The organism is Pseudomonas sp. G1002 (genome assembly GCF_013385455.1).
GTDB lineage: Bacteria > Pseudomonadota > Gammaproteobacteria > Pseudomonadales > Pseudomonadaceae > Aquipseudomonas.
In genome coordinates, this window is sequence record NZ_JACAPY010000028.1 from 89,411 (window position 1) to 103,307 (window position 13,897).

8 protein-coding genes are annotated in these 13,897 nt (G+C 63.4%); 7 read left to right on the forward strand and 1 reads right to left on the reverse strand.

Annotation, left to right across the window (positions count from 1 at the left end):
* The first annotated feature begins 116 nt into the window (after positions 1-116).
* Genes HX801_RS18260 through HX801_RS18270 form a run of 3 tightly spaced genes read left to right on the forward strand, consistent with a single transcriptional unit; the run spans position 117 to position 2,856 of the window.
* Positions 117-905: an ABC transporter ATP-binding protein gene (locus HX801_RS18260; protein WP_003217364.1), complete on the forward strand. Its 789-nt coding sequence runs from the start codon at positions 117-119 to the stop codon at positions 903-905.
* Positions 902-1,849 (forward strand): ABC transporter substrate-binding protein, encoded by a 948-nt coding sequence (locus tag HX801_RS18265; protein ID WP_177022480.1) that lies wholly within the window; start codon positions 902-904, stop codon positions 1,847-1,849. Before HX801_RS18260 ends, HX801_RS18265 begins: the two co-directional genes overlap by 4 nt.
* Complete coding sequence (locus HX801_RS18270) at positions 1,846-2,856, forward strand: iron ABC transporter permease (protein WP_177022481.1); 1,011 nt, start codon at positions 1,846-1,848, stop codon at positions 2,854-2,856. Before HX801_RS18265 ends, HX801_RS18270 begins: the two co-directional genes overlap by 4 nt.
* Here the strand turns inward: HX801_RS18270 and HX801_RS18275 are convergent.
* Positions 2,853-8,774: a hypothetical protein gene (locus HX801_RS18275; protein WP_177022482.1), complete on the reverse strand. Its 5,922-nt coding sequence runs from the start codon at positions 8,772-8,774 to the stop codon at positions 2,853-2,855. The genes HX801_RS18270 and HX801_RS18275 overlap by 4 nt on opposite strands.
* Positions 8,775-9,071: 297 nt before the next feature.
* Between HX801_RS18275 and urtA the strand changes: the two genes are divergently transcribed.
* The 4 genes from urtA to urtD all read left to right on the forward strand — a co-directional run bounded on the left by urtA (position 9,072) and on the right by urtD (position 13,893).
* The gene (gene urtA / locus HX801_RS18280) at positions 9,072-10,337 is read left to right on the forward strand and encodes an urea ABC transporter substrate-binding protein (protein WP_003217372.1); all 1,266 of its coding nucleotides are present in this window, start codon (positions 9,072-9,074) and stop codon (positions 10,335-10,337) included.
* A 132-nt stretch (positions 10,338-10,469) separates the two neighbouring features.
* Positions 10,470-11,972, forward strand: coding sequence for an urea ABC transporter permease subunit UrtB (urtB, locus tag HX801_RS18285; RefSeq protein WP_003217374.1), 1,503 nt, complete (start codon positions 10,470-10,472; stop codon positions 11,970-11,972).
* Positions 11,972-13,051, forward strand: coding sequence for an urea ABC transporter permease subunit UrtC (urtC, locus tag HX801_RS18290; RefSeq protein ID WP_008439056.1), 1,080 nt, complete (start codon positions 11,972-11,974; stop codon positions 13,049-13,051). The genes urtB and urtC overlap by 1 nt, the downstream gene beginning before the upstream one ends.
* On the forward strand, positions 13,048-13,893 hold the full coding sequence (urtD, locus tag HX801_RS18295) for an urea ABC transporter ATP-binding protein UrtD (protein ID WP_087693129.1): 846 nt from the start codon (positions 13,048-13,050) through the stop codon (positions 13,891-13,893). Before urtC ends, urtD begins: the two co-directional genes overlap by 4 nt.
* The last annotated feature ends 4 nt before the right edge of the window (positions 13,894-13,897 follow it).

A 13,897-nucleotide genomic window follows, 5' to 3' on the forward strand; every position in this document is an offset into this window, starting at 1 on the left:
TGGGAGCGGGCTTGCTCGCGAATGCGGTGTGTCAGGCACTGTATCTGTTACTGATCCACCGCTTTCGCGAGCAAGCCCGCTCCCACATTTGTCCTGTGTTGGACCTGAGAGTAAAGATGACCTCACTCAACCTCACCGCCCTCGCCTGGACCCCACCAGGCCACGAGCACTGTCATCACCAGTTCCAACTGCGTGACGCCAGCCTGCACGTGAACGCCGGTGAGTTCGTCGGGCTGATCGGCCCCAACGGCAGCGGCAAGACCAGCCTGCTGCGCTGCGCCTATCGGTTCAGCAAACCGGCTGACGGTGAGGTGCTGCTGGAACACCAGAACGTCTGGAAGCAATCCTCGAAGTGGTGCGCGCAACGCATTGCCGTGGTGCTCCAGGAGTTTCCCGACGCCTTCGGCCTGCGGGTGGATGAAGTGGTCGCCATGGGCCGCACACCGCACAAGGGCCTGTTCGACAGCGATACGCTTGAAGACCAGAACCTGATCCGCCAGGCCCTCGATAACGTCGGCCTGCTGGGCTTTGAAGACCACGCCTTCGCCACCCTCTCGGGCGGAGAAAAGCAGCGGGTGATCCTCGCCCGCGCCCTGGCCCAGCAACCGCAACTGCTGATCCTCGACGAACCGACCAACCACCTCGACCCGCGCTACCAGTTGCAATTGCTGCAACTGGTCAAGCGCCTGAACATCGGCACCCTGGCCAGCATTCACGACCTGAACCTGGCCGCCGCGTTCTGCGATCGGCTGTACGTGATCAACCACGGGCGCATCGTCGCCAGCGGCACACCTCACGAAGTGCTGACCGCCGAATTGCTGCGCGAAGTGTTCGGCGTTGAAGCATTGATCGACACTCACCCCTTGTCCGGCTACCCCCGAATTACCTGGATAACCCAACCATGATCCTGCGCTCCCTGTTGTCTCTCGCGTTGCTGCTCGGCACTGCTCAAGCGTTCGCCGAAGCGACCCATTACCCGCTGAAAATCCAGAGCTGCAACCGCGAAGTGACCTTCGCCGAGGCACCAAAACACGCGGTCAGCCACGACATCAACATGACCCAGATGATGCTTGCCCTGGGCCTCAAGTCGCACATGGCCGGCTACAGCGGCGTGACCGGCTGGAAGTCGGTCACCCCGGAAATGGCGCAGATTCTCGACGGCCTGCCGGAACTGGCGAGCAAATACCCGTCGGTGGAAACCCTGCTCAATGCCAACGTCGACTTCTTCTTCGCCGGCTGGGACTACGGCATGCGCGTCGGTGGCGACCTCACCCCGCAAACCCTGCAACCGTTGGGCATCAACGTCTACGAGCTGACCGAGTCCTGTGCCTTCGTGATGAAGCGCCCGGCGGCCACCCTGGAAGACACCTATAACGACCTGCGCAACCTGGGCAAGATCTTCGACGTGCAGGACCGCGCCAATGCACTGATCGCGCAGATGCAGGCACAGGTCGCCCAAGTGCAGGAAAACCTGCCGGCCGACAAGCCCCGCGTGTTCCTCTACGACAGCGGCGAAGACCGCGCCATGACCTCCGGCCGCCTGGGCATGCCCCAGGCGCTGATCGACGCCGCCGGTGGGCGCAACATTCTCGATGACGTGGACGCCAGCTGGACCCGGGTCAACTGGGAAACCGTGGTGGAGCGCAACCCGCAGGTCATCGTGATCGTCGACTACAGCGAAATCACCGCCGAGCAAAAAGAGCAGTTCCTGCTGAACAACCCGGCGCTGCAATCGGTGGACGCGATCAAGAACCAGCGCTTTATCGTCATCCCCTACGTGCAAGCCACGCCGGGCATCGACAACGTGCTGGCGGTTGAAACCCTGGCCAAGGGGTTTCACGGCGAATGATCACCCGTCGCTATGCCCTGCTGCTGAGTGCCCTCGGCGCGTTGTTGCTGATCTCGTGCGTGGTCTCGCTGGGGTTCGGCTCGGCGCGGGTACCGGTGGACGTGGTGTGGCGGATCCTGCGGCATAAAGCCTTCGGCGTTGGCGAGGTGGACTGGAGCGCGGGGCAGGAACATATCGTGTGGCTGATCCGCGTGCCGCGCATGTTGCTCGGTGCCCTGGTGGGCGCCGGGCTGGCGTTGATCGGCGCGGTGTTGCAGGCGGTAACGCGCAACCCGCTGGCGGATCCGCACCTGCTGGGCGTGACTTCCGGCGCCACCCTCGGTGCGGTGATCGTGGTGCTGCATGTGGGTGAAGTGATCGGCTTGCTGACCCTGCCCATCGCGGCGTTCATCGGTGCGTTGCTGAGCATGATCGTGGTGCTGGCGGTGGCCAGTCGCAACGGTCGGCTGGAGAGCGACCGCCTGCTGCTGTGCGGGGTGGCGGTGTCGTTCGTGATGATGGCGGTGGCGAATTTGCTGCTGTTCATGGGCGACCATCGCGCCGCCTCGGCGGTGATGTTCTGGATGCTCGGCGGCCTCGGGTTGGCGCGCTGGGAACTGCTGGCCATTCCCTTCGCCACCGTGTTGCTGGGGCTGGTGTTGCTGCTGGGGATGGCTCGCCCGTTGAACGCGCTGATGGCCGGCGAACAGACCGCCGTGACCCTGGGCCTGAACGCGCGCAATGTGCGGCTCAAGGTGTTCCTGATCGCCTCGCTGATGACCGGCGTGCTGGTGTCCATCAGCGGCTCCATCGGCTTTGTCGGGCTGATGGTGCCGCACATTGCCCGGCGCCTTGTAGGTGCCGAACACCGGCGTTTGCTGCCGGTGTGCGTGCTGTTGGGCAGTGTGTTCCTGGTGTGGGTGGATGTGGCGGCCCGCACGATGATTGCCCCCGAAGACCTGCCCATCGGCGTGGCCACGGCGGCCATTGGCGGGTTGTTTTTTATCGGGCTGATGCGGCGGCGTTAAACCCCCTGGTCGGCCTGCTTGAATGCATGCAACAAGCGCCGCGCCACCTGGCTGCGGGGTTGCCAGAAGCGATCGGTTTCCAGGATGGTCAGCTTGCCAGAGGTCGCCAACCGGCGGATCACCTCGCTGGGCTTGACCTTCACCACACCCGTGTCTTCGTCGATCCAGTCATCGCGCAGCAACTGGCTTTCGTCCGCGTGATAGCTGGGCTCATACACAATCAACGCGCCGTGCACCGGGGTGAAGTAGTAACGCGCCCCCGCTATCTTGTCCTGGCGCAGCATCTCGATGAACCCGCGGATTTCCTTCTGGGCAATGAAGTTGTGGGCCAGGCCTTCTTCGTAGCGATCCGCCAGATGCTGGCGCTCGGTGTCGAGCTTGAACAACTGCTGGACGCCCATCACCTTGTAGCCCGCCGGGTAGCGGGTCGATGTGCCGGGGTAGCCGAGGTTCATGATGCCTTCGAACAATGCCTTGTAGGCCGGTGTGTCCGGCCGCAGTCCCACGGCCACCGAGGGGCCCGGGTCTGCCACCGGTTGCACGGCGATGAAGGTGTCGCTGTCGCCGTTGCCCAGCACCGCTCCCAGCCGCGCCTGATGCTCCAGCGGCACAACCTGTTGCCATACCTGGCGCGCGGCATCGTCCGGGTGGGCGCACAACGGGCCCAGGGCCATGCGGGTATCGCGCACTGCCAGTGTCGTGGCCAGGCGCGTTATCCGGGGCAACAAGGCATCCCAGAACGGGCTGCTGTCGAGTACCCGCAGCTCGCCGGACTCCACCAGTTTCAACACATGGCTGTCGATGCTGCCACGACTGTTGAGGTGTTTCAGATACGCCGCCTGCCGGCGGCTGGAATCCCAGTCCGGGTCGATCCTCACCGCCTGGTACCGAAACAGTGAGCCGTCGGCACACGACACATGCAACGCCAGGAACCGCTCACTCTGTGCCACCCGCAAAAAGCTCAGCGCCGCCAGCACCACGGCCGGAGCCATCAGTTGCGCGTAGCCTTCGGCCTGGGGCAACTCGGGCGCAGCACGCTGCGGCAGTCTCAGATACAGGCCTTGCAGGCTGTACCCGCTCGGCAACTGCCCGCGCAGGAACGCCCGGTCGAGGGCAAAGCCCAGGTCGTCGCCCTTGACCGGTGCGCAGGCGACAAAATGCCCATTGTCGGAGGACTTGAGAATCACCCCGAAGCTCAGTTCAGTGCGCGCATGGGCGTATTGATGACCATGGCGTGCCGCGTCGTCGGCATGCTTGAACACCGGGCCCAGCTGCCGATCCGCCACGGCATGGACCGCCGCCTGCGGCGCAACGTAGGCCAGGCCGGGCATCCAGCCCGGCGGCACACGCTGGGCAGTGCCCCACAACGGGCCGCCCTCCAGTACCTGCAAAGTCCCCACCCGCGCCAGCTGATTGACCAGCTCGGTGGGGCTCTTGCGGCCGCTGCGCATCTGCTGCTCGACGGCATTGCTGTAAGGGTCGTGCAGCGCCAGGCTGTTGGGGGCCAGGGAGGTTTCCAGGTGGCTGAGCAACTGCGTCGCTTCGTTGCGATGGGCCGAATCCAGCAAGCTGCGCTCGGCGTCCTGGGTACTGAAACCGATGAGTGAGCCGTCGGGCGTCAGCAGGTATTCGTGGGTCCACAGGTGACCCGACTTCAGGGCGGTCTCCAGTACTTTGGTCGAGAACAGGTTTTGATACACCGCGTTTTCTTCATAGGGTAACCAGAACTCCAGCACCCGGGCGACACGTGACCGGTAGCGCGCGACCATTTTCCAACCAGGGGCCAGCAGCGCCTGGCTGACGTCCAGGCCCGGCAGGATGACGTTCGGGTCGAAGTCTTCACTCAACACCGGCACCGCCAGGGTCGCGACAAACTTGCCGTTGCGCTGCAACACCAGCCCGCCTTGCAGCGTGTCGCGCTGTGTGCCCAACTGTTGCTGGACGTAACGCACCGCATCGGCCTGGTTGCTGAACAGCGGGCTCAATGGGCGACGCATGAAGTTGGCGAAGGCGGTCCATGGGGCCTGGCTGACATCCAGCTTACCCGCCAACGCCCAGCATTCGCTCGGCACCAAAACGCTCAACCAGCTCAACTTCGCCACTTCGTTGACAAACCCGACCGCCGAGAGCTGCCCGCTGGCCATCAAGGTCTGCACGTCTTCAAAGACCCCCGACGACTGGCGGACCGGGTTGAACAGCGTCGATGCCACCGGCGTTTGTACCTGCAGCAGCGCCTGGTCCAGTGTCGAGATAAACACCGGCAAGCCCGTCAGTGCGCCTGTCTCCCGTTGGCGCTTGGCCTCGACGGTGGCACTGGCCAGATCCCCGGCCGAAATAAAATGCTGCGCCAGCCAGTGTTCGGCGGTGGTCAGCCCCTGTGGCATCCAGTTGCGCCGGTAAACCAAGGCGTGCAGTTGATAACCCGTGGGGTAAATGAACTCGCCTTCGTCATCCACGGCAAACACGGCGCTCAAGGCGAACAGCCCGGCCCTATCCCAGGCGGGTACAAGCTCGGAGCAGACAAAAGCGTCCTGATCGCGATGCTTGAGCATGAACCCGAAACCGGTTTGCGTCGGTGCTTCATGGTCCAGGCGCGTGTGCAGTGCCCGAGCCGCGTCAGCGGCACTGGCGCAGACCGGGCCATAGGCAATCTGCTCCGGACGTTCGCGCCGGGGTATCGGCAGGCGTGGCCGCCAGTGTTCGGCGATCAGCCCCGGCGCGCCCCACAACGGGTTGGCCTGCACCACCCGCACGCTGCCGGCCGCCGCCACCTGGCTGATCCACTCCCGCGCCGTCAGCGTGCCGCTGGCCAGGTTGAGGGCCGTTGGGCTGCGATGGGGCAAGGGGTCGAGCGCCTTGAACAGGTTCGCCTGGGCGGCAGAGTCGATCAGGTCATACGCCAGCAAACAATCTTCGGCGCCCGACAGGTAGGCCACGGACACCTGTTGGCGATTGCGGATCAGCGTGTGCACGTCCAGGGCGCTGAACATCTGCGCCTCCAGGCAGGCATCGTCCCGCGACCAGCCCGGGCGCTGCAGGCGCTCGGGTTCCAGCAACGAAACCCCGCGGCTGGAACCGTACACGGCCTTCAGCATGTGACCGGGCGGGAGCAGTGAGCGGCCCTTGACGTCCTGGGGGTAGACAACGCCCAGGGCAAAGCGCCCGGCGTCGCTGGCCGGCAATGGCTCGGTGGCCACGTAGAGACCGTCCGGGCGCTGCAGGATATAGCCGCAGTATTCGCCCTCACGCCAGCTGCCGATTTGCCCGTGGGCGTAGCGTGCCGCGTCTTCTACCTGGAGAAACCCGCGGCTCAGTTGCGGGCGGGGTGCCAGGGCGTAAGGTCGCCAGGTGTCGGCGACCAGCCCCGCCACATCCCACAACGTGCCCGGTTGCAACACCGACAGCGCCCCGGCGGCGGCAACCTTCTGGATCACGTCGTGGGGCGTCACGGTGGCGGCCCGCAGTTCATCCCCCAGCCCGTTGTCCGTCACCCGGCCATCGGGCAGCACCTGGTAGAGCTGGCTTTCCTCGGCCGAGCCGGAAGCGTCATAGGCCAGCTGAGCGCCGTCCGCCGTGCTGAGGTAGAAGGCCAGATTGCTCTCGGGGTGGATGCGCAGCGCGGCAATCCCCTGGGCAAAATCCGTGGTGTCGATAAAGCCCTCGTACAACCAGGGTTCGGCGCCGATGCCGGTGGCGTCCGGTGCGCTGCGGCAGTACCAGCCACGCAGGGCGAAGCCTGGCGGCAGGCTGGCATTGCCAAAAACATTCGCCAACACGAAAAGGGTTTTGCCGGCGGGTATCGGTGCGCAAGGCTCGCTGACCACATACTGCTCTGCACTCGAGTGCTTGAGGATGCAACCGACTCGCCGGCCATCCGCCGTTGCCTGCATACGGTCATGGGCATAACGGGCGGCGGTTGCCAGGTCAGTGAAAACCCAGCTCAGCGGCGTATCAATGGGGGCTGCGGCGGCGAAAGGCGTTTCGGGTTCCCAGGTGGCCGGGACCCGGCCCTGGACGTTGTACCAGGTCTCATCCGCCAGCAGCACCGTCAACTCACCGAGTGTTACCAGCTCTTTGATCAGCCCTTCACGCGTGCCGTCAAAACCTTGTACGCGGGCCACACCCTGGCCATCGCGTTCAACTTGTGCCAGGTACTCGCCGAATTCACGCTCGGCCCGAGAGCCGCTGACAGCGTATTTGATCAACGTACCGTTCGTTCCGCTGGTGTAAAGCACCTTGATCTGATCGGAAAAAACCAGCGTCATGTCGATCGCTTGAGTCGACGGTGTACTGATCAGGAACGCCAGCTGTCGCGAGGTTTTTTGAGGATAGTTGGCACGCACCTCGGCCAGGTCGTAGACAGGTCGATTGAACTCGCCAACCATTTGGTGCCCTTCAAGCTCGACCCGCGTCAGAGCGTTGTCGGTGGGCAATGCCCCGCCCCACAACGACAGCCACCTGTCAGGGTCTGACAGCCTGGAGGCCACAAACAGCCCATCGCTGCGCTTGAAGATGTAAGCCTGGAGAAAAGAGCCGTGGGGTGAACCCACCTTGTAATGCAGGTAGCGTGCGACATCATCGGCAGTGACGAAGGCAGGGCTCAGCGACGCATGGACTTTCGCGAAGGCGCGCCATTGCGCTCCTACCACCCCGGCCTTGTCCCATACCCGTCCGGGCTCAACCACCGTCAGCGTGCCCACGGCAGCCACTTGCCGGACAAACTCGGAAGGGCTCAAGGTAGCGTCCTTCAAGCGTCCGTCGAGATCCGCGCCGCGATTGGCGAACAGCTGGGACTGCGCCTGCGAGCCGGTGCAGTGGTACATCAGCAGCGCGCCGTCGTTGGCGCGCAAGTAAAAGTGCAAGCCCAGGTCGTCGGTCCCCGCCATCATCACCACGGCAGCCAACGCAGAAGCCGTGAAGAAGTTTTCCGCCAGCCACGACTCTTTCGCCACGGTCGGTTTCGCTTGCGGTGATAGGGAGCAGTAAATACCGAAGGTCAAAAACTCACTGTCCGCCTTGTGCACTTTTGGCAGTGACAACTTGCCACTGGTCAGCGCAAACGCCGCCTTGAGTTCATCCGACGGAAATTCGGCCACGTACTGGTTCGACGCGCTTTTGTACAGGTAGCCAAAGAGACTCTCCTGCCGTGCAAACCCCAGCGGCGGCAAGACTGATCGCACCGCGTCCTGCCACCGGCGGCTGACTTGGCTGGCGAGAGGCGCCAGTGCGTCCTGCCCGATTTGCGACAGGGTCTGATTGAGGGTCCACGGCGCCAGCAGTTGGCCAGGCTTTCCACCCAGCTCGGCGTTGGCAACGATGACCCGCAGGTAGCCGGCCCTGGCCGTCTGATTGATAAAGGCGATGTAGTCGTCGAAATCGGCCGCAGGCTTGGCCGCCATCAACTTGTTCAAGAAGCTGGCCTCAGTCGCAGAGCCGCTGCTTTCATACTGGATGAGCGAGCCATAGAACCCGGACAGGTAGTAACGGGTGCACAGCATGCGCACCTGGATGATGATGCGCAGGATATTGATGGGGAAAAAGCTGCGATCCAGGCGGCGCTGCGCGCCTGTCCAGTGCTGTATCTGCGCGGAGCGTCGGGTGCCATCCTCGCCGCGCGAACTGTACAGGGCGTGAACGCTGTGGCCCTCGTACGCCAGGAAATTCCTGTTGGCATCGACCTTGAGCAGGTCGCTTTGGAAATCGAATGCAGTGGCGGTGCCGGCCACCGGCACGCTTGGCAGGTACATCCCGTCATCACGCTTGAAAACCAGCCCGCCAAATACCGTCTCGCGCCGGTTGCCGATCTGTTGATGCGCCCAATGGGCGGCATCATGGTCGGTGACGAATGCCGGCCCCAGATGGGGAACCGGCCTGCGCGTGCTCGCCGCTTGATCGTCTTGAATGTGAGTACTGTCCATGTTCATCGTCACTTGAGTGAAGTTAAGAAAACTGGCGCTGCCCCTGGGTTGCCGGGGGCACCAGGCAGGCTTCACTTTCAAGGGTTTGGCTGGACGCAGGCATTAGATAGTTAAGGCTCGGGGCGCCAGGCACCATCCGGGTGCGCCTGCACGCACAGCCTGCGTTGATTGGCGCCGCATTGGTGCATCGCCCACCCCCACAGCCCGGTCACGGCTCGCGCGCACCACGATTGCGCGCCCCGGCACAGCCTTTGCAATCACTCCCTCATCACATCATTGAGTCATGGAGATTGCACAATGAAGCGTCGCAGCTTGATCAAGGCTTTCACACTGTCGGCATCCATCGCCGCGATGGGCATGACCTGGACGGTACAGGCCGCCGAGACCATCAAGGTCGGCATCCTGCACTCGCTGTCCGGGACCATGGCGATCTCCGAGACCTCGCTCAAAGACATGGCGCTGATGACCATCGACGAGATCAACGCCAAGGGCGGCGTGAACGGCAAGATGCTTGAACCGGTAGTGGTGGACCCGGCTTCCAACTGGCCGCTGTTCGCTGAAAAGGGCCGCCAGTTGCTGACCCAGGACAAGGTCGCCGTGGTGTTCGGTTGCTGGACCTCGGTGTCGCGCAAATCGGTATTGCCGGTGTTCGAAGAACTCAATGGCCTACTGTTCTACCCGGTGCAATACGAAGGCGAAGAGATGTCGCCGAACGTGTTCTATACCGGTGCGGCGCCGAACCAGCAGGCGATCCCGGCGGTGGAATACCTGATGAGCGAAGAGGGCGGCGGCGCCAAGCGCTTCTTCCTGCTGGGCACCGACTACGTGTACCCGCGCACCACCAACAAGATTCTGCGTTCGTTCCTGCACTCCAAAGGCGTAGCGGATAAAGACATCGAAGAGGTCTACACCCCGTTCGGCCACAGCGATTACCAGACCATCGTGGCCAACATCAAAAAATTCTCGGCCGGTGGCAAGACCGCGGTGATCTCCACCGTGAACGGCGATTCCAACGTGCCGTTCTACAAAGAGCTGGCCAACCAGGGCCTGAAGGCTACCGACGTACCGGTCGTCGCCTTCTCCGTGGGTGAAGAAGAACTGCGCGGCATCGACACCAAGCCGCTGGTGGGCAACCTCGCCGCCTGGAACTACTTCCAGTCGGTGGAGAACCCGGTGAACAAGAAATTCGTCGCTGACTGGAAAGCCTACGCCAAGGCCCACAACCTGCCGGGCGCGGATAAAGCCGTGACCAACGACCCGATGGAAGCCACCTACGTGGGCATCCACATGTGGGCGCAGGCGGTGGAGAAAGCCAAGTCCACCGACGTCGATAAAGTGCGTGAAGCCATGGCCGGGCAGACCTTTGCCGCGCCGTCCGGCTTCACCCTGACCATGGACAAGACCAACCACCACCTGCACAAGCCGGTGATGATCGGCGAGATCCAGTCTGACGGGCAGTTCTCGGTGGTGTGGCAGACCCAGGAGCCGATTCGTGCCCAGCCGTGGAGCCCGTATATCCCTGGCAATGACAAGAAGCCGGATTACGCCGTCAAGAGCAACTAAGACCGCCGCACTGATCGTTCCCACGCTCCGCGTGGGAATGCATCCCGTGACGCTCTGCGTCACACAGCGGACGCAGAGCGTCCAAGGCGGCATTCCCACGCAGAGCGTGGGAACGATCTATAGGAAACTGCCATGCCCACTGCCCTATACCGCTTCATCCTCGCCGCCCTGCTGTTGCTGCCCCTCGCCGCACACGCCAGCGACGCCGAAGACTTCATCAACGCCAACCCGATGCAACAAGCCAAGCTGCTCCAGGACTGGGCCGCCCAGCCCGACCCGGCGCGCATCGAGCTGGTGGACGCCCTGCAACAAGGCCAGATCAGCGTCAACGGCGAAACCAAGACCGTACGCCTGAACAACCGCCTGCGCGGCCTGATCGACAACGTGCAAGCCAGCCAGGAATTGCTCGCTGCCGACCCCAAGGTGCGCCTTGCCGCCGCCCAGACTCTGCAAAAAAGTGCACAACCTGCGCAGCTGAAATTCCTCGACCAGCAACTCGCCGGCGAAACCAATGATGACGTACACACAGCCCTCAGTCTCGCCCTGGCCAACCTGCAACTGGTAGACCCCGACCCGGCCGTGCGCCTGGCCGCCGTGCGCTTGCTCGGCGGCACCGGCGACCCGCTGGCCCGCACTCGCCTGGAAGCCCTGCTCGCTCCCGGCGTCGAAGCCGACGCCACGGTGCACACCGCCGCCGAGACCAGCCTGGCCCAGGTCAAACGCAAACTGATGGTGGGCGAGATTCTCGGCCAGGCCTTCAGCGGCATGTCCCTGGGCTCGATCCTGTTGCTGGCGGCGCTCGGCCTGGCGATCACCTTCGGCCTGCTCGGGGTGATCAACATGGCCCACGGCGAGATGCTGATGCTCGGCGCCTACTCCACCTATGTGGTGCAGTTGCTGATGCAGCGCTACGTGCCCCAGGCCATCGAGTTCTACCCGCTGATCGCGCTGCCGGTGGCGTTTTTTGTCACCGCCGCCATCGGCATGGCCCTGGAGCGCACGGTGATTCGTCACCTCTACGGCCGCCCGCTGGAAACCCTGCTCGCCACCTGGGGCATCAGCCTGATGCTGATCCAACTGGTGCGCCTGGTGTTCGGTGCGCAGAACGTTGAAGTGGCCAACCCCGAGTGGCTGTCCGGCGGGATCCAGGTGCTGCCCAACCTGGTGCTGCCGTACAACCGCATCGTGATCATCGCCTTCGCGCTGTTCGTGGTGGTGCTGACCTGGCTGCTGCTGAACAAGACGCGCCTGGGCCTCAACGTGCGGGCCGTCACCCAGAACCGCAACATGGCCGCCTGCTGCGGCGTGCCCACCGGACGCGTGGACATGCTCGCCTTTGGCCTCGGCTCCGGCATAGCGGGCCTCGGTGGCGTGGCCCTGAGCCAGATCGGCAACGTCGGCCCGGACCTCGGCCAGAGCTACATCATCGACTCGTTCCTGGTGGTGGTGCTCGGCGGCGTCGGCCAGTTGGCCGGTAGCGTCATGGCCGCCTTCGGCCTGGGGATAGCCAACAAGATTCTCGAACCGCAGATCGGTGCCGTACTCGGCAAGATCCTGATCCTCGCGCTGATCATTCTGTTCATCCAGAAACGCCCGCAAGGACTCTTCGCACTGAAAGGACGGGTGATCGACTGATGAACCAGCCATTGATGCTTACGGCCGCGCAAAAGGCCGGCCCCAAGGTGACCGTCGCGGTCGGTGCAGTGGTGCTGATCCTGCTGCTGGCGCTGCCGTTGTTCTCGCTGTTGTCACCGGAAAATCCGCTGCACGTTTCCGCCTATACCCTGACGTTGGTGGGCAAGATTCTGTGCTACGCCATCGTCGCCCTGGCGCTGGACCTGGTGTGGGGTTATGCCGGGATGTTGTCCCTCGGGCACGGCCTGTTCTTTGCGCTGGGCGGTTATGCCATGGGCATGTACCTGATGCGCCAGGCGTCCGGCGATGAGCTGCCGGCGTTCATGACCTTTTTGTCGTGGACCGAGTTGCCGTGGTACTGGACCGGCACCAGCCACTTCCTCTGGGCGATGTGCCTGGTGGTGTTGGCACCGGGATTGCTGGCACTGGTGTTCGGGTTCTTCGCCTTCCGCTCGCGGATCAAGGGCGTGTACTTCTCGATCATGACCCAGGCCCTGACGTTCGCCGGGATGCTGTTGTTCTTCCGCAACGAGACCGGGTTTGGCGGCAATAACGGCTTTACCAATTTCCGCAGCATCCTCGGGTTTGGCATCACCGAGCCGGGCACGCGAGCGGCGCTGTTTGTGGCCACCGTGGTGTTGTTGGTGGCGAGCCTGTTCATCGGCTGGCGCCTGGCCCAGAGCAAGTTCGGCCGGGTGCTGACGGCACTTCGGGATGCGGAAAATCGCCTGATGTTCTGCGGCTACGACCCGCGTGGCTTCAAGCTGTTCGTGTGGGTGTTGAGCGCGGTGCTGTGTGGTTTGGCGGGCGCGTTGTATGTGCCGCAAGTGGGCATCATCAACCCCAGCGAAATGTCGCCGACCAACTCCATCGAGGCCGCTGTGTGGGTGGCCCTCGGCGGGCGTGGAACCTTGATCGGCCCGCTGCTGGGCGCCGGTGTGGTCAACGGCATGAAGAGCTGGTTCACCGTGGCGTTTCCTGAGTATTGGCTGTTCTTCCTCGGTGCGCTGTTCATCATCGTCACCCTGTACTTGCCCAAGGGTGTGATTGGCCTGCTGAAGAAAAGGGGCGACCAATGAGGCACTTCATGCTCGAACCTATCCTTGAACCCAATAAAGACCAGGGCAGCGCCCGCGATGCCATCGGCCTCGGCCAGGCTGCCGGCAAAGGCCTGAACACCCGCCACGGCACGATCCTGACCCTGGAAGATATCAGCGTCAGCTTCGACGGCTTCAAGGCGTTGAACGACTTGAACCTGTACATCGGCGTCGGGGAATTGCGCTGCATCATCGGCCCCAACGGCGCGGGCAAGACCACGCTGATGGACGTGATCACCGGCAAGACCCGGCCCAGCCACGGCAAGGCCTGGTTCGGCGAAACCCTCGACCTGACGAGCATGAGCGAAGTGCAGATCGCCCAGGCCGGCATCGGTCGCAAGTTCCAGAAGCCCACGGTATTCGAAGCCCTCAGCGTGTTTGAAAACCTGGAGCTGGCGCAGAAGACCGACAAATCGGTGTGGGCCAGCCTGCGGGCACGCTTGAGTGGTGAGCAGAAAGATCGCATCAGCGAAGTGCTCGACACCATCCGACTCACCGCTTCAGTCAATCGCCCGGCCGGCTTGCTGTCCCACGGCCAGAAACAGTTCCTGGAAATCGGCATGTTGCTGATGCAGGACCCGCAACTGTTGCTGCTGGATGAACCGGTGGCGGGCATGACCGATGCCGAAACCGAGTTCACCGCCGAGCTGTTCAAGCGCCTGGCGGGCAAGCATTCGCTGATGGTGGTGGAACACGACATGGGCTTTGTCGGCTCGATTGCCGACCACGTGACGGTGTTGCACCAGGGCAGCGTGCTGGCCGAAGGGTCGCTGGAACAGGTGCAGGAAAATGAGCGGGTGATCGAGGTTTACCTCGGCCGCTGAACCT